Origin of the sequence: Citrobacter sp. Cb080 (genome assembly GCF_030334745.1) — a bacterium.
In the GTDB taxonomy this organism is placed as follows: Bacteria; Pseudomonadota; Gammaproteobacteria; order Enterobacterales; family Enterobacteriaceae; genus Citrobacter; species Citrobacter braakii.
The window spans coordinates 84,577-103,979 of sequence record NZ_JAOWDG010000029.1 but is presented as its reverse complement, the minus strand read 5'-3'; the positions used below and the strand labels follow the sequence as shown (position 1 = coordinate 103,979).

The following is a 19,403-nucleotide window of genomic DNA, read 5'->3' as shown; positions in this document are numbered from 1 at the left end:
TGTTGATGGTGAGATGGCTGGCGGCACGCCGCACAGCCAGTCACATCACTCTTCCATAATGGGCGCAAATCCACCGTAGATCATTCTCTTGCCATCAAATGGCATAGATTCACCGAATTCCTTCATACGGGGATCGGACATCATCTTCTGATTCGCCGCATCGCGGACCTCTTTGGAAGGGTATTCAATCCAGCTGAATACCACTTCTTCATGATCCTGCGCTTTCACAGCCATGCGAAAATCGGTCAGTTTGCCGTCGGGGACATCATCTGCCCAGCACTCCACCACGCGCAATGCACCGAACTCCTTGAAAAGCGGAGCTGCTTTTGCCGCCATCGCAATGTACGCCTCCTTGTTTTCAGCGGGTACGGCAACCACAAAGCCATCAACATACTTCATGAGAAAAACCTCCGAAGTGTACTGCGCGGCAAGCCGATTCCGGCCGCGTCAGTCGAGGTTAAGTTTAGTCGCCAGCAGGCGATCGTGCCCCAGGCGCATTCCTGATGCGAATACGCGCCTGTGGCTGATGGCAAAACCATGGCAGGCAAATTTGAATCAGCGGCCCAATAGCCAGTGCATACAGCACCGTTCCAAACCCAACGGTTCCCCCCAGCAGCCAACCAATAAGCAACACGGACACTTCGATTGCGGTTCGAATTCGTCGTACTGGCCAACCGGTACGCGCGTGAATTCCAGTCATCAGACCGTCACGCGGGCCCGCGCCAAAACCGGCACCAATGTACAGAGCGGTTGCTAACGCATTCAGTATCACCGCTGACACCAGCAGCCCGCTGCGCGCCAGCAGGGATTCAAATCCCGGAATCACCAGCAGCGCGATATCTGCCGCCAGCCCAATCATAATCACGTTGCTCAACGTGCCAAACCCTGGGCGCTGGCGTAGCGGTATCCACGCCAGAAGCACCAACACACCCACGGCAATAATCACCACGCCGATATTCATCGACAGTAAATTTGCCACCCCCAGGTGAAACACGTTCCACGGATCGGCCCCTAAATCGGCACGGACAAACATCGCCGTCGACACACCGTACAGCGTCAGCCCAATAAACAGCTGAAGTAAACGACGCAGCATGTTCTTCCCCTCTTACTCTCAGATAACTTTCATCTTCACCGCAATTGGCACTATGATTAATGTCCAGTTTTCAAAAAGTGGACTGCTATGTCATCTCGCCGTTACGGAAGCCAGTCTTTGCAACGCCTGCTCGGACACTGGCAGGAAAGTCCCTCGCGAACGCCCATCTGGCGACAGTTGGCAGAAGCGTTACGTTTGCTGATCCTCGATGGACGACTGGCGCTGGATAGCCGCTTGCCCGGTGAGCGCGAGCTCGCTGCCGTTCTGCAAGTCAGCCGAACCACCGTCGCCAGCGCCATGGCACAACTGCGTGAGGAGGGATATCTGGAAAGCCGACATGGTAGCGGTTCACGGGTGATCCTGCCGGAACACATTCGCCATGTGCCTACGCGGACCAGCACTGGCACAGCGCTTGATTTGTCCACGGCAGCGCTGAGTGCCGGTCCTGAAATTCATCAGGCTTACCAGCAGGCACTGTTCGCAATGCCGCAGCATCTGCTGAGCTCCGGGTATCTACCGCAGGGACTGTCGGTTTTGCGTGAATCCATCGCCCGGCATTATTGCGAACGCGGACTCCCGACGCAGCCCGACGAAATAATGGTCGTGAACGGCGCGGTCAGCGGTCTGGCACTGATCCTGCGTTTACTCACCGGCCCCGGCGATCGCGTAGTGGTAGATCACCCCACTTATCCGCTGGCCATTGCAGCAATACAAGGGGCGTCATGTCGCCCCGTCGGCGTGTCGCTGCCCGAGCACGGTTGGGATACGGCGGGTCTGGTCGCCACCATCGCGCAAACTGCACCGAGAATGGCCTATCTGATGCCGGATTTTCACAACCCGACCGGGCGCTGTATGGACACCGCTACTCGCCAGGTCGTGGCGGATATTGCTGAAAGAACCCGCACGACGTTGGTGGTCGATGAGACCATGGTGAACCTGTGGTATGACGCCCCACCGCCACCGCCGCTTGCCGCATTCAATCGCGATGCCCCAATCATCCTGCTCGGTTCAGCAGGGAAAAGCTTTTGGGGCGGATTACGTCTGGGCTGGATTCGGGCGTCGGCGCGTACCATTGCCGCGCTGGTCCAAACCCGCGACACCTTCGATTTGGGCTCCCCGGTGCTTGAACAACTCGCCACCAGCTGGCTGCTGGATAACGCCGAGGACTTTCTTCCTGACAGAAGACGCCGACTCACATCACAGCGAGACCTGTGCTCGCGCCTGATGAACTCACATTTCCCGGAATGGCAGTTTACCCAGCCACAAGGAGGACTCTCTTTCTGGGTTGAACTGCCTGATACGCTGGCGACGCTCTTTGCCACGCGCGCCGAAAGTGCAGGCATTCAGTTGGGAACCGGTACGCGGTTCGGCCTTGATGGCGCATTCGACCGATTTTTGCGTATGCCCTTCACGTTGCCGGATGACACAGCGTGTGGCGCCTTCAGAGTGTTGCAACCCATTTGGGATAGCCTGCGCTTGCAGGCCAGCAGTGGGAAAATGCGTAAAATAATCTAAACGACGAGTTAAAGGACTCGCTCTTGAATGCCGTGATGGACGAGGAGGTCCAGGCAATACTACCGCTGAGGAGGAACCGGAAAACCCTTCAGGGAAATCACGAAATTCTCACCATCTTTCTTAATTTTTGCCCCAGCATCACACCAGTCGGAGGCAATACGGAAGAACTCATCGCTGCCGACATTCCAGCTCAGACGAACGTGTTTCACATAACCGGAGCGCAGCATTTCACAGGCTTCGCCATAATTACAGGCGGTTGAGAGCGATTGTTGTTTCATTTTTTCTTCTTCAGTAATCTTCGCAATGCTTTGATTTCTTTAGGAGTCAGTGCGTCAACTACGGATTCTTCCGTATGCTGGCTATCGATATCCTCAGCGGAGACTCCCACCTCTTCAATGGCGGAAAACGCGATTAGTAGCAGTTTTTCCGTGGCGATACTCAAATTTTCATTATGCACTTCAGCATAATGGCGAAGCTTTTCTTTTAGCGCCTCATCAACTTTGACATTCAATACAGCGGTCGACATCGTAGAAAATCCTTGTGGTCAGCCACAACACACCGGATGTAAGACCATGTCATTACACCCCAATGGCGGCGGCAAAAGCTCAAATAACATCCCCGAAACACAGTGACAGTATTTGATGACAATAAAATGACGATCCGATGACAAAGAAAAGAAGATAAACAGAAGAGAAATTGCCGAACGGCAGAATTGGGTGGGGGCCCTGCCAGCTACATCCCGGCACACACGTCATCTGCCTTGGCTGCTTCCTTCCGGACCTGACCTGGTAAACAGAGTAGTGTTGCGGGAGAACCAACAGAGCCCCCATTGAGAGCGTTGTTAACCAACGCGCAGGCGCATTATCACTGCTGCACCCTGTAATTGCAACCCATCCAGCATCGGATGCTGTTTTCTTGTGCAATGCGGCTTCACTCCTTCGCCATTCGGCATTATGCTGGAGGATTAGCGCAGGAATAAATGATGGATATACAGGACTCTTTCCCCCAACGTGTCTGGCAAATCGTCGCTTCAATCCCCGAAGGTTTCGTCACCACGTATGGCGATGTTGCCCGGCTTGCGGGATCGCCGCGCGCTGCGCGTCAGGTAGGCGGCGTGCTTAAGCGTCTCCCCGAAGGCAGCGCCCTGCCCTGGCATCGGGTGGTCAATCGCCATGGGGTCATTTCGCTGACAGGTCCCGACCTGCAACGACAACGTCAGGCGTTGCTCGCAGAAGGAATAGTGGTTTCAGGAAGCGGACAGATCGATTTACAGCGCTATCGCTGGGTGTACTAACCCTCTCCAGGCGGAGAGGGTTACAACGACCTTAGTACTGCGTGGGAGCCGGAACCGCAGATGATGGATTCACCTGGGTTGGTGAAGTAGACGGAACCGTGGTAGTAGCCCCACCGCTCGCCTGAACCGGTACTGCTGTTTGCTGTACCGGGACCAGTGTCAGGTCAGCTTTAGTCCCACCCTGATTGATGACCGTCTGAACGGTATCAGTAATAAAGACCAGTTTATCATTTACCGTAATAGCCGCACTCAGCAGAATACGGGCGTTAGGTTGAATATCTGCCGGGTTAAACGGTAATACAAAGCTGAATGGCGCTTGTTTACCTTCAGTACGAACCGCTTTTTGCGACAGCACTTTTGACGGTGCATCGGCCAGTGAAGCATCTGACAGCGTAACGGTTAGCACCGCATCTGGTGGCAAGGCCACTTTCTGACGGATCCATACTGTACCGGAGACATTTGGCTGCTGAATTTTAGACTGTGTGTCAGAAATTGACGTATTAGGGCTTGGCGCAGGTGTCTGAATATCAGCGCTTTTATCGGCACAGGCCGCCAGAGCGACTGCAACCGCTAAACCACTTACCATGTGCACGAGTTTCATTAAATTCTCCTTATCATCTATGCACCAGCGAGAACTTTCCTCGCCAGAAGAGTGGTTAACAAAAACATAACGTGACTAAGTGTGGCACAAGACAGCTATTTTTGCCTGTAATAGGCCAGTAATTCAGACAATTGCACCCATCGGACCACTTTTAAAATTGCGTTATACTCTGCCTACCTCGCTGCGACATCGATATCACCTGGAGAGCACGTATGAGTCTGGCACTGAAAAATTTGCTGACATTGTTAAATCTGGAAAAAATTGAAGAAGGACTCTTTCGGGGCCAAAGTGAAGACTTAGGGTTACGTCAGGTTTTTGGGGGACAGGTTGTCGGTCAGGCGCTATATGCCGCAAAAGAAACCGTACCGGAAGAGCGTCTGGTACACTCTTTTCACAGCTACTTTTTACGCCCCGGCGATAGCCAAAAGCCCATCATCTATGATGTGGAAGTCCTGCGTGATGGTAACAGCTTCAGCGCGCGCCGCGTTGCCGCGATCCAGAATGGTAAACCCATTTTTTACATGACTGCCTCTTTTCAGGCACCGGAAGACGGATTTGAACATCAGAAAACCATGCCAGATGCGCCGGGTCCCGATGAGCTGAAATCAGAAACGGAAATTGCCCGCTCAGTGGCGCATTTGCTGCCGCCGCTGTTGAAAGAAAAATTTATCAACGATCGTCCGTTGGAAGTACGCCCTGTCGAGTTTCATAACCCCCTAAAAGGTCACGTCGCACCTCCGACGCGCCAGGTATGGATCCGAGCTAACGGCGTGCTGCAGGACGATCTGCGCGTCCATCAGTATCTGCTGGGTTATGCCTCAGACCTGAACTTCCTGCCTGTTGCGCTGCAACCGTACGGGATTGGCTTCCTGGAAAAAGGGATTCAGATCGCCACCATTGACCATTCCATGTGGTTCCACCGTCCGTTTAATATCAATGAATGGCTGCTGTATAACGTCGAGAGTACTTCGGCATCCGGTGCCCGGGGCTTTGTACGCGGAGAGTTTTATACCCAGGATGGTGTGCTGGTCGCTTCTACCGTACAGGAAGGGGTAATGCGTAATCGCAATTGAGAATTACCGGATGGTGGCGCAAAAGCGTTGCCATCCGGCAAATTGAGAATCAGGCGTTGTAAGCGTTCTCGCCGTGACTGTTTACATCCAGACCTTCGCGCTCCTGCTCTTCCGGTACGCGCAAACCAACCGTCATATCCGCCAGCTTATAGCCAATGAAAGCCACCACGCCAGACCAGACGATGGTGATCGCTACGCTTTCCAGTTGCACCAGCAGCTGATGCCCCATGGTCACGCCCTCGGCAAAGCCCACGCCTCCCAAAGAGCTGGCAGCGAAAACTCCGGTCAGGATACAGCCGACAATGCCGCACACGCCGTGAACGCCAAACACGTCACACGGATCGTCCACACGCAGAAAACGCTTCAGCATGGTCACGCCCCACAGGCCTGCCAGACCCGCAACGACACCGATAATCAGCGCGCCGCCGACACCGATATAGCCACATGCAGGTGTTACGCCCACCAGACCCGCAATGGCACCAGAGCAGGCGCCCAGCAGAGACGGTTTACCACGCAGCGCCCATTCACCGAAGATCCATCCAAGGATGGCTGCAGCGGTGGCGACCACGGTATTAACGAAGGCCAGTGCGGCGATTTCATTTGCCGTACCCGCTGAACCAGCGTTAAAGCCAAACCAACCAATGTAGAGAATAGCGGTACCGGTGAAAACCATCGGCAGGTTATGCGGTTTAAAAGCTTCTTTGCCAAAACCGACACGTTTGCCAATCAGATACGCGCCTACCAGACCGGCAATCGCCGCGTTGATGTGCACAACCGTTCCGCCGGCAAAATCCAGCGCGCCGTGGGAAGCCAGCAAGCCGCCGCCCCAGACCATATGCGCAATGGGGATGTACGACAGCGTTAACCATACCACCACAAAAATCAGCACCGCGGAGAAGCGAATACGTTCAGCCAGCGCACCGACGATTAGCCCAACGGTGATGCAGGCGAACGAGCCCTGAAAAGCAACGTGAATGTACTGGTAGAAGCTCCCCGTTACCGCCGTCAGCGCAATATTCTTCAGCAATACCCAGTTGAAGTTGCCGAAGAAATTATTTCCTTCGCCAAAGGCCAGTGAGTAGCCATAAACCACCCATAAAATACAAACCAGAGCAAATGTCACCGTAACCTGAGTCAGCATCGACAGCACGTTCTTACCGCGAATCAAACCGCCGTAGAACAGCGCAATGCCAGGGATGGTCATAAACAACACCAGCGCGGTACAGATCATCATAAAAGCGTTATCCGCTTTATCCGCAACCGCCGGTGCCGCCATCGCCAGTCCCGGCAGCAGCGCCAGTGAAGCAATACCTGTTTTCATCGTTGCTATCTTCATTTTTTGGTTTCCTATCACTGTGTGCCAGACGTTACAGTGCGGCTTCGTCGGCTTCGCCGGTACGAATACGAATCACACGTTGCAGCTCGGCGACGAAGATTTTGCCGTCGCCAATTTTTCCGGTGTATGCCGCCTTACTGATGACATCAATCACGCCATCCAGTTGGTCGTCGGCAATCGCCACATCAATCTTCACCTTGGGCAGAAAATTGACGCTATATTCAGCCCCACGGTACAGCTCAGCATGACCTTTCTGTCGGCCAAACCCCTTCACTTCGGTGACGGTCAGCCCCTGAATACCAATAGACGACAATGCTTCACGGACGTCTTCCAGTTTGAACGGTTTGATTACCACGGTAACCAGCTTCATAGATCCCCTCCAGTCAGAATTCAGTAGTGGCTGCAGATACACGAGAGGAATATTGCAAGGGATGTGCCAGAAATGAAAAAGGCGGGATGATTCAGGTTCTCAGGGTACTTCCGGGAGAGAAAAAGAAAAAACGCACTATAACGGTGCATAGTGCGTTACATTTTTGCACCAGATTGTTGATTGCCGGATGGCAGCGTAAACGCCTTATCCGGCCTACGAGACCGTGCTGGCCCCAGACCGGATAAGCGCCGCGCCATCAGGCGATAACAGAATCGTCTTGCGTACTGGCGGCTAACTCTTCACCCGCCAGCTGCAACTGATACATCTGCCAGTAACGGCCTTGCGCCGCGAGTAATTGCTGGTGCGTACCACGCTCCACCGCCTGACCGCGATGCAGCACCAGAATGGTGTCCGCATCGACAATCGTCGATAACCGATGTGCAATCACCACCAGCGTGGTGTGTTCACGTACCGCCGCCAGAGCTTGCTGAATGGCCTGTTCAGTACCGGAGTCAATACTGGCCGTCGCTTCGTCGAGGATCAACACCTGTGGCGTTTCAACCAACACCCGCGCCAACGCCAGCAGCTGTTTTTGACCAACGGAGAGATTATTGCCCTGCTCGCCCAGCCGGGTATGAATCCCCTCGCTCAGACCTCGCGCCAGTTCAGCCAGTTGCACGGTCTCCAGCGCCTGCCATACCCGCTCTTCTGAGATATCGCGGCCCAGCGTGACGTTCGCCAGGAAGGTATCTGCCATCACCACCGGATCCTGCTGCACCATGGCGATGCCCTGACGTAACGCACCGTGGCTCAGTGAAGACAGCGGCCGTCCATCAAGGCGGATTTCCCCCTGCGTCAGCGGGTAGTAACCCATCAACAGGCTGGCGAGCGTGCTTTTACCACTGCCGGTGTGTCCGACCAAAGCCACAAAGCTGCGCGAAGGCACGGACAGACTGATATTTTGCAGCACCAGATTGTCGTCGCGATAGGCAAATGAAACGTTATCCACCTCAATGTCCCCGCTCTTTAGCGGTCGCTCATCTTCACCATAGCGCTGACGTGGCCCATCCATCAGTTCGAACACTCGCTCACCGGCGACAACCGCCTGCTGCAGCATTGATTGCTGAGTGGTCAACTCGATCAGCGGTTCGTTCAAACGGCCGAGGTAGCTGATAAACGCGTACAGCACGCCAACCTCGATCGAGCTGCCAGAGGTAAAACTGAACAGCATCAGCAATCCGCAGAGGATCGGCGCCGAGAAAAGGCTAAGCAGCGGGCGCAACAAAAAACCATCCAGTCGCAGGGTTTGCATACGCGCCATATAGTGCGAGCGGCTTGCTTCGCCCATTCTCTCGCCAAATCGCGCCTGCTGGCGGAACTGCTGGATAACACTCATGCCGTTGATGACTTCGTTAAAGCCATCGTTAATATCCGCCAGATAAGCGCGAACCCGGCGCACAATCGGGGTGCTGTAGCGTTGATAAATCACCATCACCACCAGCACGGCCGGGAAAATGGCCATCGCCACTAGCGCCATACGCCACTCAAGGCTGAACATCGCTACCAGCATGGCGCCAATTAATGCCGCGCTGCGCAGGACTGTTGCTACCACTGTCACGTACAGGTCGCGAATAACTTCAGTGTCGTTGGTCACGCGGGAGATTAGCTGCCCGACAGGTTGAGTATCAAAGGCGCTGAGCGGCTGGCGCAGCGCAGCGTCCATTACGTCGGTGCGCAACTGTTGTACTACGCCAACTGCTGCCTGGTTAAACAGCAATGACTGCGCGTAATGCAGGCCAGCCGCCAGCAGTTGCAGACCGATATATGCCGCAACCAGCCCGGCGACCATCGCCAGCGGCAGATTATTCTTCGCCACCATGTTATCAATAAAATAGCTAATCAGCAGCGGACCGCTGACTTCCGCCGCAGCCGCCACCCACAGCATGACTACCGCAATAGCCAGCTGTTTTCGCCATGGAGAGCCATACGCCAGCAATCTTTTCAGGGTCGGCCATAATTGCCCAAAACTACGCATTAGCCGCCTCCTCGTTTATCTCTGGTGCATCAGTCAGCGCCGCTTCCAGTTGCTGATAGCGGTACATATCGCGATACCAGCCAGGCTGCTGCACTAACGCATCATGCTCGCCGCGCTGGGCAATATGCCCATGCTGCATCACGATAATCTCACTGGCTTCCGTCAGGGCCGATAAACGGTGGGCGCTAATAATGACGGTTCTGCCTTCGCCCCACTGGCGCAGGTTATGCAGGATCTGATGCTCGGTACGACCATCTACCGCCGACAGCGCATCATCCAGAATCAGGATTTCAGCGTTCAGGAGTAGCGCTCGAGCGATAGAAATACGCTGTTTTTGCCCACCAGACAGCATCACCCCACGTTCGCCCACTTCGGTGTCGTAGCCCTGCGGAAGACGTAAAATATCCTCATGAACGCTGGCAAGGCGTGCCACATACTCGATCTCTTCCTGCGTGGCCTGAGGGCGTCCTAACGCGATGTTATTGCCAACGGTATCCGAAAACAGGAATGGCGTCTGGCTGACAACTGCCAGCCGGCTGCGCCAGCTATCCAGTTGTAATCGCGTTAAGGGGATATCATGAAAGCGCACATCGCCGTGGGTGATATCAAAATGACGCTGAATCAGCGACAGCACCGTACTTTTCCCCGCGCCGGTAGGCCCACAAATACCCAACATCTGCCCAGGTTTAAGCTGGAAGTTCACATTTTCCAGCGCCGGATGTGCCGTTTGCGGGTAGCAAAATTCACGAATCGCCACCGCCAGCTCTCCACGCCCTTCCGGTACCGGTTCAGTGCCGTCATCCACCACCGGCGCTTCAGACAGCATGGCGCGAATACGGCTGTACGCCGCGCTGCCACGTTCGACGATGTTAAACATCCATGCCAGCGCCAGCATCGGCCAAATCATCAAACCGAGATACATCATAAAGCTGGTGAGCTGGCCGAGCGTCAGCGAGCCGTGCACCACCATCCAGCTTCCCCCAGCAATCGCCAGTAGGTTAGCCATGCCAATGGCGATATAAATCGTGGGATCAAAGCGGGCGTCAATGCGCGCCACGCGCAGGTTTTTCTTACCGGTATCTTCGGCATCGGCGGCAAATAATGCCGATTGCCGATCCTCCAGACCGAAGGCCTTGATCATGCGAATACTGGTCAGGCTTTCCTGAGTACGGTCGTTGAGACTGGAAAACGCCGCCTGCGCCAGCTTAAAGCGATTATGGAGTCGATCGCCGTAACGTTTGATCATCAACGCCATCACCGGCATCGGCAGCAGCGCAATTAACGTCAGCTGCCAGCTTATCTGCGTTGACATCACGATCAGCACCGCACATCCCATTACCAGCGAATCTACCAGCGTCAGCACGCCTTCTCCGGCGGCAAATACGACCCGATCAACATCGTTGGTCGCACGCGCCATCAGATCGCCCGTGCGGTGACGCAGATAAAATTCTGGATGCTGGCGACTCAACTGACGGTAATAATCTTCCCGCAGCTCAACCGCTAGTTGGTAGGATGCGCCAAACAGCAGCACGCGCCAGACATAGCGCAGCAAATAAACCACCACTGCAATCAGGGCAATTGTTCCCACCCACATCAGCAGTCGCTCGGTGGTGAAGCGTTGAGTCGTCACGCCATCCACAATGATCCCGACCACTTTCGGCGGAATAAGCTGAAGGATAGCGATGATGATAAGCAGGGCCACCGCCCCGAGGTAGCGACGCCACTCCCGGCGGAAGTACCAGCTTAATTGAGCAAATAATCGCACGCGTTATATCCTGACAAGATTTCCGGCAATAAGCGCCGGGAGAGTTATTCAATAGGGAGCGCAGTTGTGTATTTAATCTGTTCCATCGCAAAGCTGGAGGTGACGTCAGACAGGCCCGGTACGCTGTTCACCAGGCGCTTATAAAATTCATCGTAGCTTTTCATATCGGCGACCTGCACTCGCATCAGGTAATCATATTCCCCTGCCATACGCCAGAACCCCAGAACCTCCGGCATACCGGTGACTTCGGTGATAAAGCGGCAATACCATTCACTGCTGTGATGCTGAGTCTTAATCAGCACAAACGCGGTCAGCCCCAGTCCCAGTTTTTCTGGATCCAACAGGGCGACTCTACCCAGCAGGATACCGTCATCCTCAAGCCGTTTGAGGCGTTTCCAGCAGGGGGTGGTAGTCAGATTAACGGCATCTGCTAACGCCTGCAAAGAAAGGGTGCAGTCCTGTTGCAGTAAGCTAAGCAGCTTACGGTCAATTTTGTCTAACATATCCACTCCACAGAGAAGAATTTTCTCCTTACATTCTATTTTAAAGGCTAAATGGCAACAATTTTTTCCGTGCTTTTCGCTATTCTTGGCACAAAATGACAAATGGATATCTATTAATGATGAATAGCTCCTGGGTTAAAAACGCCATCAATGAAATCAACGCGGATTATCAGCGTTCTGCGGATACGCATCTCATTCGTCTGTCGCTACCGGCGTTCCCGGGCATTCAGATCTATTTAAAAGATGAGAGCACGCATCCCACCGGGAGCCTGAAGCATCGTCTGGCGCGTTCACTGTTTCTGTACGGATTGTGCAATGGCTGGATTAAAGAAGGCACCACCATCATTGAATCATCGTCCGGTTCAACGGCGGTCTCCGAGGCTTATTTCGCCCGACTGTTAGGGCTGCCGTTTATTGCCGTCATGCCTTCCTGTACGGCGAAGCGTAAAATTGAACAGATTGAGTTTTACGGCGGTCGCTGTCATTTCGTGGAAAGCGCCTGTGAAATCTATGCGGCCTCTGAACAGCTGGCGCGTGAGCTGAACGGTCATTACATGGACCAGTTCACTTATGCTGAGCGCGCTACCGACTGGCGTGGCAATAACAATATTGCTGACAGCATCTTCCGCCAGATGCAGTGCGAGCCCAACCCCGTCCCCCGCCATATTGTGATGAGCGCCGGAACCGGCGGCACCTCTGCAACCATTGGCCGCTATATTCGTTGTCAGGGCTACGATACTCGCCTGATGGTGGTGGATCCGGAAAACTCAGTCTTTCTGCCCTTCTGGCAGGATCGCGATGCAACGTTACGCAGCCCGGTAGGAAGCAAAATCGAAGGCATCGGCCGCCCACGTGTCGAACCCTCCTTCATTCCTGACGTAGTCGATGAAATGCTGCGCGTGCCGGATGCCGCAAGCGTGGCCACCGCACACTGGCTGGAAACGCAGTTGGGCCGCAAAGTCGGCGCTTCAACTGGCACCAACATGTGGGGAACGCTGCAACTTGCCGCCCGTATGCGCGATGCAGGAGAAAGCGGTTCACTGGTCACGCTGCTGTGCGACAGCGGCGAACGCTATCTTGAAACCTACTACAACCCGCAGTGGCTCGACACGCACATCGGTGATTTAACGCAGTGGAAAGCGGAACTCACCCGGCTTCTGAACACCCATTAATGGGATAAAAAAAAGCCAGACGCGAAGTCTGGCTTGCTGGAAGGGATCTCTCATTCGGGGGAATAAGGTAGATGCGGATTGTCCAGCCAATGCGTCAAAAAGTGTGACACCGCCTGATTTCGGCAATGCCCAATCACCGGCAAATGCGGCAGTTCAGCAATCAGTTGTGGCATCGCGTTACCCATAATCAGGCCGCGCCCAACGCTACCTAACATTTCGCGATCGTTCATGGCATCGCCAAACGCCATACATTCGGCCATTGAATAACCTAAGTGGTCGCTTAGTACCGCCAGCGCCGATCCTTTGTTACAGCCCACCGGCAGCACCTCAAGGCAATCAACCGCGGAAAAACAGAGATTTGCCTGCTCACCCAGCGCCTCATTCAGTTGAATGCGTAATTGGATCAGGGAGTCATGATCCCCACAGAAACAGACTTTCGTTACCTGATGAGCCGGGATACGTTTCACATCGACGATCTGGTAGCGAAATCCGCTATACACATGCGCCTGTAGCAGCGATGGGATCTCTTGTCCGGTGAACCAACCGTTGTCATTAAAGACATGCATGCTGGCTGTAGTATCCCACTTCTGATGTAACACGATATCCGCCACAGTCGGATCCAGATCCTGACGGTGCAATACATCGCCCTCAACAGAGTGAATGCGCGTGCCGTTACCCGTGATCAAAAAGGCGTCCAGTGAGATAGAACCCAAAATATGGCGCATCTCCAGCACATGGCGGCCGGTGGCAAATGTCAGGGTGATCTCGCGTTCACGCAGGCGCGCCAGCGTTGAAAGCGTTTCGTCACCTAAATGGTGATTCGGCATCAAAAGGGTGCCATCCATATCAAATGCAGCCAGACGAGCCATTTCTTTCTCCACACTGTGACGCGGTTAACTTGTGATTCAGTATCACCTGAGATATACGGAAGTAATAGTGAATAGATAAAATGAATTGTTCCGGGTTTATTGCACAAAATCATTCAAGTTGCATCCAGGCGGCAAGTGAGTGAACGTCCAGGAGCATGCAGTGACTGGGATGAATTAACGCCGCCAACAAAGAGGCAGCTTGAAGGATGACGTGTATATGAGATTGTTGAATCGCCTGAATCAGTACCAACGCCTGTGGCAGCCGTCGGCGGGAGAACCGCAGTCGGTGACCGTCGGGGAGCTGGCAGAACGCTGTTTTTGCAGCGAGCGCCACGTGCGTACCCTGCTGAAGCAAGCGCAGGATGCTGGCTGGCTGGAGTGGCACGCCCAGTCGGGGCGTGGGAAACGCGGGCAGCTGCGCTTTTTGGTGACGCCAGATTCGCTACGCAGCATTATGATGGAACAAGCGCTGCAAAAGGGGGAGCAACTTAGCGTACTGGAGCTGGCTCAGTTGGCGCCGGGAGAATTAAGAACGCTGCTCCAGCCGTTTATGGGCGGGCAGTGGCAAAACGACACGCCAACCCTGCGCATCCCCTATTACCGCCAGCTCGACCCTTTGCACCCTGGATTTCTCCCTGGTCGCGCAGAACAACACCTCGCCGGACAAATATTCTCGGGCCTGACCCGGTTCGACAGTATTACGCAACGCCCCTGCGGAGATTTAGCCCACCACTGGAATATCTCCGCCGACGGCCAGCGCTGGGATTTCTATATTCGCTCCACCCTGTACTGGCATAACGGCGATGCGGTCAGCAGCACACAGCTACATCAACAGTTGCTGAAGCTGTTAGAGCTACCCGCGTTAAACAAGCTGTTTATCAGCGTAAAGCGCATTGAGGTAACGCATCCCCAGTGCCTAACCTTTATTTTGCATCGCCCCGACTTCTGGCTGGCGCATCGTCTGGCAAGCTACAGCAGTCACCTGGCACATCCCGAACTCCCGTTTGTTGGTACCGGTCCGTTCCGGTTGACGCTGTTTACCCCAGACCTGGTGCGCATCGAGAGTCACGATCACTACCACCTGAGTCATCCGCTACTAAAAGCCATTGAATACTGGATAACCCCGCAGCTTTTCTCCAAGGATTTGGGCACCAGCTGTCGCCATCCGGTTCAAATTGCAATTGGTAAACCCGAAGAGCTTCCCATGCTAAGCCAGGTAAGCAGCGGGATCAGCCTCGGTTTCTGCTATCTCACGCTCAGAAAAAGCGCGCGGCTGAATACGCAGCAGGCCCGTCGCCTGGTCAATATTATCCACCGCTCTTCCCTGCTACAAACGCTTGATGTGGATGAAAACCTGATCACGCCAAGCAATGCGCTGCTGCCGGGATGGACGATCCCCCAATGGGATGAACTGGACGACGTGCCGCTACCGGAAAAACTTACGCTGACCTATCACCTGCCGGTAGAATTGCACGCCATGGCTGAACAGCTTCGCCAGGCGCTGGCGCTACTCGGCTGTGAATTAACGCTTATTTTTCATAATGCTAAAAACTGGGATGGCGACCATCCTTTAGCCCAGGCCGACCTGATGATGGGCGACAGGCTGATTGGCGAAGCACCTGAATATACCCTCGAACAGTGGCTGCGCTGCGATCAACTCTGGTCACATGTATTGAGCTCGCCAGCATATACTCATCTGCAAACCACCCTGGATGCCCTGCAAATCCAGGCCGATGAGGACGATCGTCATGCGGCTTTACAACACGTTTTCGCCTCGCTGATGCATGACGCGACCCTGACACCGCTGTTCAATTATCACTATCGTATTAGCGCTCCGCCGGGCGTGAACGGCGTACGCCTGAATCCTCGCGGCTGGTTTGAATTTACCGAAGCCTGGCTACCGCCTCCGTCGGCGTGAAGAAGCTGGTCGGCGACACGCCCAGGCGCTACCATAAGGGTTTCGTTATTTGTCAGGAAAAACCATGAAACGTGCCGTTGTTGTATTCAGTGGGGGTCAGGACTCCACAACCTGTCTGGCGCAAGCGCTGCATCAGTATGATGAAGTGCACTGCGTGACCTTTGATTATGGTCAGCGCCATCGCGCTGAGATTGATGTCGCACGTGACCTGGCCTTAAAACTTGGCGCGCGTGCGCACAAGGTACTTGATGTAACGCTGCTCAGCGAACTGGCCGTCAGCAGCCTGACCCGCGATAACATTCCGGTACCCGATTACGAACCGGATGCGAACGGCATTCCCAATACCTTTGTGCCAGGACGCAATATTCTGTTTTTAACGCTGGCGGCGATTTACGCGTATCAGGTGCAGGCGGAGGCAGTCATTACCGGCGTTTGTGAAACGGATTTCTCTGGATATCCGGACTGCCGCGATGAGTTCGTCAAAGCCCTGAACCATGCCGTAAGCCTGGGAATGGCGAAAGATATCCGCTTTGAAACCCCGCTGATGTGGATCGATAAAGCCGAAACCTGGGCACTGGCCGATTACTGGGGCAAGCTGGACCTGGTACGCGAAGAAACGCTGACCTGTTATAACGGCATCAAAGGTGACGGTTGCGGTCACTGCGCGGCCTGTAATCTGCGCGCCAACGGCCTGAACCATTATCTGGCAGATAAACCGGCAGTGATGGCGGCAATGAAGCAGAAAACAGGACTAAAGTGATCGTTTTGCCGGATGGCGGTGCACGCACCTTATCCGGCTTTCGACATTCACCGTGGTCAATATCGCCCGTAAGCCTGATAAGCGAAGCGCCGTCAGGCTTCCTTCCATCACTTCACCATCTGCTCCAGTTTTTCGCGCAACTCCCCTTCCAGCGGTAGCGCCTTTTGCGTTTTCAAATCAATACAGACGAAGGTAATCAACGCGTCTGCCACCACCTGTCCTTCCGGCTCCAGGGTGATAGTCTGGTTCAACACACCGCTTTTGCCATTTAACTGTTGCACCTGACTGGTAATGGTCAGCAGGTCGCTCAGTACCGCAGGGCGGCGGTAGTTAATGTTAATATTCACGACCACAAAAGCGATGTTGTGTGCGGTCATCCACTGAAAGCTGTCGCTGTTTTCCAGGCCATCCCAGCGGGCTTCTTCCAGAAACTCAAGATAGCGAGCATTGTTAACGTGCTGATAGACATCAAGATGAAAACCACGAACTTTGATTTGTGTTTGCATAGCGCAGGAGCCTTACGTTGTTTTTATAGGAACACACTTCAGGGTAAGAGGTCATAACTGGTATGACCTCTACAGTCTGGCAAACTTTCAGCACTCTGCAAGTTATTAAAGTGTTAAAACTGCCAGATTGCGCTCTACCAGCGAACTCCCCATGCCCGGCACCTGCTTTAAGTCCTCCACCGTTTTAAACGGCCCGTACTCCTCACGATAGCTGACAATCGCCTGCGCTTTCTTCAGACCTACGCCATTCATGACTCGCGCTAAATCCTCCGCAGAAGCGCTGTTGATGCTAACCCTGGTGCCTTCATCATCGCTCGCTTTAGCCGGTTGCGTGGCTTTGCTTTGTGCTACTCCCGTAGCATCCGCTTTGGCTTGAGTCGCCTGGCTTTTGGCGACTGGCTCTGCAGCCAGTGCGCTTTGAGCCATACCGGCGCAGGTCAATGAAAGTGTAATAAGCAGGGCTTTGATTCCATGTTTCATACTGTTTTCTCCTTGTTTGTTAACAGTGGAATCACGATAGCGAGGTGCAGAACGGCAGACAAACGGCAAATATCAGAAATGGAAAAGGCCGCGAAAGCGGCCTTTGGTTGATACAACTTTTTGCAATTTTTTGCGAGTAGCCTCGGTTATTGCTGCTGTTCCAGCGCGTCACCGACTTTAATTTTTGCGGCTTTACGCAGGTTGCTCATCAGCGCTTCAAAGACAATCTGCGCATTGTTCTGGGTAATCCCCTGAACCATCGCTTTCTTCTGCTCTTCAGGCATAGAACCGGCTTTCACCTCGTCCAGCGCCAGCAGTACAACGTTACCCTGCATGTCGTTCGCCACGCCGTAGCTCGGTTTGTCTTTCGCCGGCAGGCTCAGGCCAAAGGCCGCCTGACTCAGCGGATCCTGACCCGTACGGCTCAGCGTTTTCGCTTCGCCAAAGCTCAGACCCGCCGCTTTCATGGCTTCATCGCCCTTACCAGCTTTCAGATCCGCCAGCAGTTTATCGGCATCAAGCTTCGCCTGCTGCTCTGCTTTATTGTGCTTAACAAGCGCAGTAACCTGATCTTTCACTTCAGCCAGTGGTTTAACGGCTTCAGCTTTGTGCTCTGCAATACGCAGTACAAACGCGCGATCGCCATCCACGGTGATGATGTCAGAGTTACTGCCAGGCGTACCGTTCTCACCAACCAAACCACCATTGAAAATGATGTCAGCGACCGGTTTGAAGTTCAGCTCTTCCGGCAGGCTGTCACGGCTAAACCAGCCCGTTTCAACCGCTTTCATACCCGCCGCCTGCTCCGCGCCCGCCAGGGATTCGTTATCGTTGCTGGCGGCATCGCTCACTTTCTGCTGCAGCGCATAGTAGGCATCCAGCGCTTTTTCCTGCTTCACTTTCGCCGCAATGTCGTCACGGGCTTCGCTCAGCGGTTTAACCTGCGCAGGCTGCACGTCGTCAAGACGCGCAACGAGGAAACCAACGGAAGACTTAATCACACCTGACAGTTGGCCTTTCTCTTTCAGACCGGCATTCTTCAGCTCATCCGGGGTGGTGGAATCTTCCAGCCATCCCATATCGCCGCCTTTACGGGCAGAGATGATGTCAGCAGATTTTTCTTTTGCCAGCGCAGCGAAATCACCGCCTTTGTTCAGCTCGTCCAGTACCGCTTTGGCTTCATCTTCCGTTTTGGTCTGAATGATGCTGTAGCGGTTACGCTGCGGCTGAGTGAACTGATCCTGATGCTGGTCATAATAAGCCTGAATATCAGCATCGCTGGCCGTCTCCTGCATAGCAGCAGCATCCAGCTTGATGTAGCTCACGCGGAACTGTTCCGGCGTCATAAAGTTGTTTTTATTCTGCTCGTAGTAGCTGGCAACTTCCTGCTCGGTAACAGACTGCTTCGCGGCCAGTGCGTTAACGTCAATTGTCGCCTCGCGAACGATACGCTGCTGTGCGACCAGCGCCGCCAGCTCGTCCGTTTCGCCTTTCAGCATGAAGTCCGTACCGGCAACGCCGTTAATCAGTTGCTGGGTAGTAAGCTGATTACGTAATGCCTGAGCGTACTGGTCTGCGGTCATTCCCATCTGATTAACAATCGCGTTGTAGCGATTGTTATCAAATTTACCGTCCACCTGGAACGCAGGCGTGGCGAAAATAGCCTGTTTAACCTGATCGTCGCTGATGTTGAGATTAAGCTCGCGGGAGTACTGATCCAGCAGCGCTTCGTCAATAAGACGATTCAGCACCTGCTGACGCAGCGTTTTCATGTAGCCTTCGTTCGCAGCCAGCTCGGAGTATTGATCGCCCAGCTGTTGCTGCATGCGGTTACGTTCGCTGTTGAACGCATTCTCGAACTGCCCGCGGCTAATCTCCTGGCCATTCACTTTGGCGGCGAAGTTATTGCCCCCGCCAATCAGGTAACCACTCACGCCGGTCAAAATGAACGACACGATAATGATACCGAAAATAATCTTGAGCACGAGACTGTTAGCAGCCGTGCGTAAGCTGTCCATCATGGTGTAACCACACTCCGCTGTAGATGACTATACGCGTTATCTCTCAAGCCGCCTGCGCGTTGTCACCACAGCGGCGGCAAGGATTTTGAGTA

Annotated in this window: 20 protein-coding genes and 1 other RNA gene; 6 read left to right on the top strand and 15 right to left on the bottom strand. The window is 54.1% G+C overall.

Annotation, left to right across the window (positions count from 1 at the left end; genetic code table 11):
* Nucleotides 1-45 precede the first annotated feature (45 nt).
* Both OGV38_RS04790 and yczE read right to left on the bottom strand, forming a co-directional pair.
* Complete coding sequence (locus tag OGV38_RS04790) at nucleotides 46-399, bottom strand: DUF1428 domain-containing protein (RefSeq protein WP_003831033.1); 354 nt, start codon at nucleotides 397-399, stop codon at nucleotides 46-48.
* A 64-nt stretch (nucleotides 400-463) separates the two neighbouring features.
* Complete coding sequence (yczE, locus tag OGV38_RS04785; RefSeq protein ID WP_103283554.1) at nucleotides 464-1,093, bottom strand: membrane protein YczE; 630 nt, start codon at nucleotides 1,091-1,093, stop codon at nucleotides 464-466.
* Nucleotides 1,094-1,180: 87 nt separating this feature from the next.
* Between yczE and yczR the strand changes: the two genes are divergently transcribed.
* The gene (gene yczR, locus OGV38_RS04780; RefSeq protein ID WP_185654226.1) at nucleotides 1,181-2,608 is read left to right on the top strand and encodes a MocR-like transcription factor YczR; all 1,428 of its coding nucleotides are present in this window, start codon (nucleotides 1,181-1,183) and stop codon (nucleotides 2,606-2,608) included.
* A gap of 59 nt (nucleotides 2,609-2,667) precedes the next feature.
* Here the strand turns inward: yczR and OGV38_RS04775 are convergent, their stop codons facing one another.
* The 3 genes from OGV38_RS04775 to ffs all read right to left on the bottom strand — a co-directional run bounded on the left by OGV38_RS04775 (nucleotide 2,668) and on the right by ffs (nucleotide 3,428).
* Nucleotides 2,668-2,886: a hypothetical protein gene (locus tag OGV38_RS04775; protein ID WP_016152066.1), complete on the bottom strand. Its 219-nt coding sequence runs from the start codon at nucleotides 2,884-2,886 to the stop codon at nucleotides 2,668-2,670.
* The gene (locus OGV38_RS04770) at nucleotides 2,883-3,134 is read right to left on the bottom strand and encodes a hypothetical protein (RefSeq protein ID WP_016152065.1); all 252 of its coding nucleotides are present in this window, start codon (nucleotides 3,132-3,134) and stop codon (nucleotides 2,883-2,885) included. The genes OGV38_RS04775 and OGV38_RS04770 overlap by 4 nt, the downstream gene beginning before the upstream one ends.
* 197 nt (nucleotides 3,135-3,331) lie before the next feature.
* Nucleotides 3,332-3,428: signal recognition particle sRNA small type (gene ffs, locus OGV38_RS04765), an RNA gene on the bottom strand.
* A gap of 162 nt (nucleotides 3,429-3,590) precedes the next feature.
* Between ffs and OGV38_RS04760 the strand changes: the two genes are divergently transcribed.
* Nucleotides 3,591-3,902 (top strand): MGMT family protein, encoded by a 312-nt coding sequence (locus tag OGV38_RS04760; protein WP_137379482.1) that lies wholly within the window; start codon nucleotides 3,591-3,593, stop codon nucleotides 3,900-3,902.
* A gap of 31 nt (nucleotides 3,903-3,933) precedes the next feature.
* Here OGV38_RS04760 and OGV38_RS04755 read toward each other — a convergent pair whose 3' ends face one another.
* On the bottom strand, nucleotides 3,934-4,503 hold the full coding sequence (locus OGV38_RS04755) for a YbaY family lipoprotein (RefSeq protein WP_016152063.1): 570 nt from the start codon (nucleotides 4,501-4,503) through the stop codon (nucleotides 3,934-3,936).
* A gap of 212 nt (nucleotides 4,504-4,715) precedes the next feature.
* On the opposite strand from OGV38_RS04755, the gene tesB reads away from it, so the two are divergent.
* Entirely contained in the window at nucleotides 4,716-5,576 is an 861-nt protein-coding gene (tesB, locus tag OGV38_RS04750; protein WP_016152062.1) for an acyl-CoA thioesterase II, read from the top strand.
* A gap of 49 nt (nucleotides 5,577-5,625) precedes the next feature.
* Here tesB and amtB read toward each other — a convergent pair whose 3' ends face one another.
* From amtB to OGV38_RS04725, 5 genes are all read right to left on the bottom strand, one after another.
* Entirely contained in the window at nucleotides 5,626-6,912 is a 1,287-nt protein-coding gene (amtB, locus tag OGV38_RS04745) for an ammonium transporter AmtB (RefSeq protein WP_008783954.1), read from the bottom strand.
* Nucleotides 6,913-6,943: 31 nt separating this feature from the next.
* Nucleotides 6,944-7,282, bottom strand: a complete 339-nt coding sequence (gene glnK, locus OGV38_RS04740; protein ID WP_003021657.1) for a P-II family nitrogen regulator — start codon at nucleotides 7,280-7,282, stop codon at nucleotides 6,944-6,946.
* A 256-nt stretch (nucleotides 7,283-7,538) separates the two neighbouring features.
* Complete coding sequence (locus tag OGV38_RS04735) at nucleotides 7,539-9,317, bottom strand: SmdB family multidrug efflux ABC transporter permease/ATP-binding protein (RefSeq protein ID WP_286472996.1); 1,779 nt, start codon at nucleotides 9,315-9,317, stop codon at nucleotides 7,539-7,541.
* Nucleotides 9,310-11,082 (bottom strand): SmdA family multidrug ABC transporter permease/ATP-binding protein, encoded by a 1,773-nt coding sequence (locus OGV38_RS04730; RefSeq protein WP_016155869.1) that lies wholly within the window; start codon nucleotides 11,080-11,082, stop codon nucleotides 9,310-9,312. The genes OGV38_RS04735 and OGV38_RS04730 overlap by 8 nt, the downstream gene beginning before the upstream one ends.
* A gap of 44 nt (nucleotides 11,083-11,126) precedes the next feature.
* Entirely contained in the window at nucleotides 11,127-11,585 is a 459-nt protein-coding gene (locus OGV38_RS04725; protein ID WP_286472994.1) for an Lrp/AsnC family transcriptional regulator, read from the bottom strand.
* 116 nt (nucleotides 11,586-11,701) lie between these two features.
* Between OGV38_RS04725 and OGV38_RS04720 the strand changes: the two genes are divergently transcribed.
* Nucleotides 11,702-12,757 carry a PLP-dependent cysteine synthase family protein gene (locus tag OGV38_RS04720; protein ID WP_269518687.1) on the top strand — a complete coding sequence of 352 codons (1,056 nt, stop codon included), beginning with the start codon at nucleotides 11,702-11,704 and terminating at the stop codon, nucleotides 12,755-12,757.
* 50 nt (nucleotides 12,758-12,807) lie between these two features.
* Here OGV38_RS04720 and cof read toward each other — a convergent pair whose 3' ends face one another.
* Nucleotides 12,808-13,626 (bottom strand): HMP-PP phosphatase, encoded by an 819-nt coding sequence (cof, locus tag OGV38_RS04715; protein ID WP_286472993.1) that lies wholly within the window; start codon nucleotides 13,624-13,626, stop codon nucleotides 12,808-12,810.
* A 217-nt stretch (nucleotides 13,627-13,843) separates the two neighbouring features.
* Here cof and OGV38_RS04710 point away from each other — a divergent pair, with 217 nt between their 5' ends.
* The gene (locus OGV38_RS04710) at nucleotides 13,844-15,544 is read left to right on the top strand and encodes an SgrR family transcriptional regulator (protein WP_286472992.1); all 1,701 of its coding nucleotides are present in this window, start codon (nucleotides 13,844-13,846) and stop codon (nucleotides 15,542-15,544) included.
* A gap of 64 nt (nucleotides 15,545-15,608) precedes the next feature.
* Nucleotides 15,609-16,304 (top strand): 7-cyano-7-deazaguanine synthase QueC, encoded by a 696-nt coding sequence (gene queC, locus OGV38_RS04705; RefSeq protein ID WP_003021638.1) that lies wholly within the window; start codon nucleotides 15,609-15,611, stop codon nucleotides 16,302-16,304.
* Between the two features lie 107 nt (nucleotides 16,305-16,411).
* Here queC and fadM read toward each other — a convergent pair whose 3' ends face one another.
* The 3 genes from fadM to ppiD all read right to left on the bottom strand — a co-directional run bounded on the left by fadM (nucleotide 16,412) and on the right by ppiD (nucleotide 19,311).
* Complete coding sequence (gene fadM, locus OGV38_RS04700) at nucleotides 16,412-16,810, bottom strand: long-chain acyl-CoA thioesterase FadM (RefSeq protein ID WP_016152055.1); 399 nt, start codon at nucleotides 16,808-16,810, stop codon at nucleotides 16,412-16,414.
* Between the two features lie 105 nt (nucleotides 16,811-16,915).
* Nucleotides 16,916-17,290 (bottom strand): helix-hairpin-helix domain-containing protein, encoded by a 375-nt coding sequence (locus OGV38_RS04695; protein ID WP_047416882.1) that lies wholly within the window; start codon nucleotides 17,288-17,290, stop codon nucleotides 16,916-16,918.
* A 146-nt stretch (nucleotides 17,291-17,436) separates the two neighbouring features.
* A complete protein-coding gene (ppiD, locus tag OGV38_RS04690) occupies nucleotides 17,437-19,311 on the bottom strand; it encodes a peptidylprolyl isomerase (protein WP_016152053.1) in 1,875 nt (624 codons plus the stop codon).
* Nucleotides 19,312-19,403 lie beyond the last annotated feature (92 nt).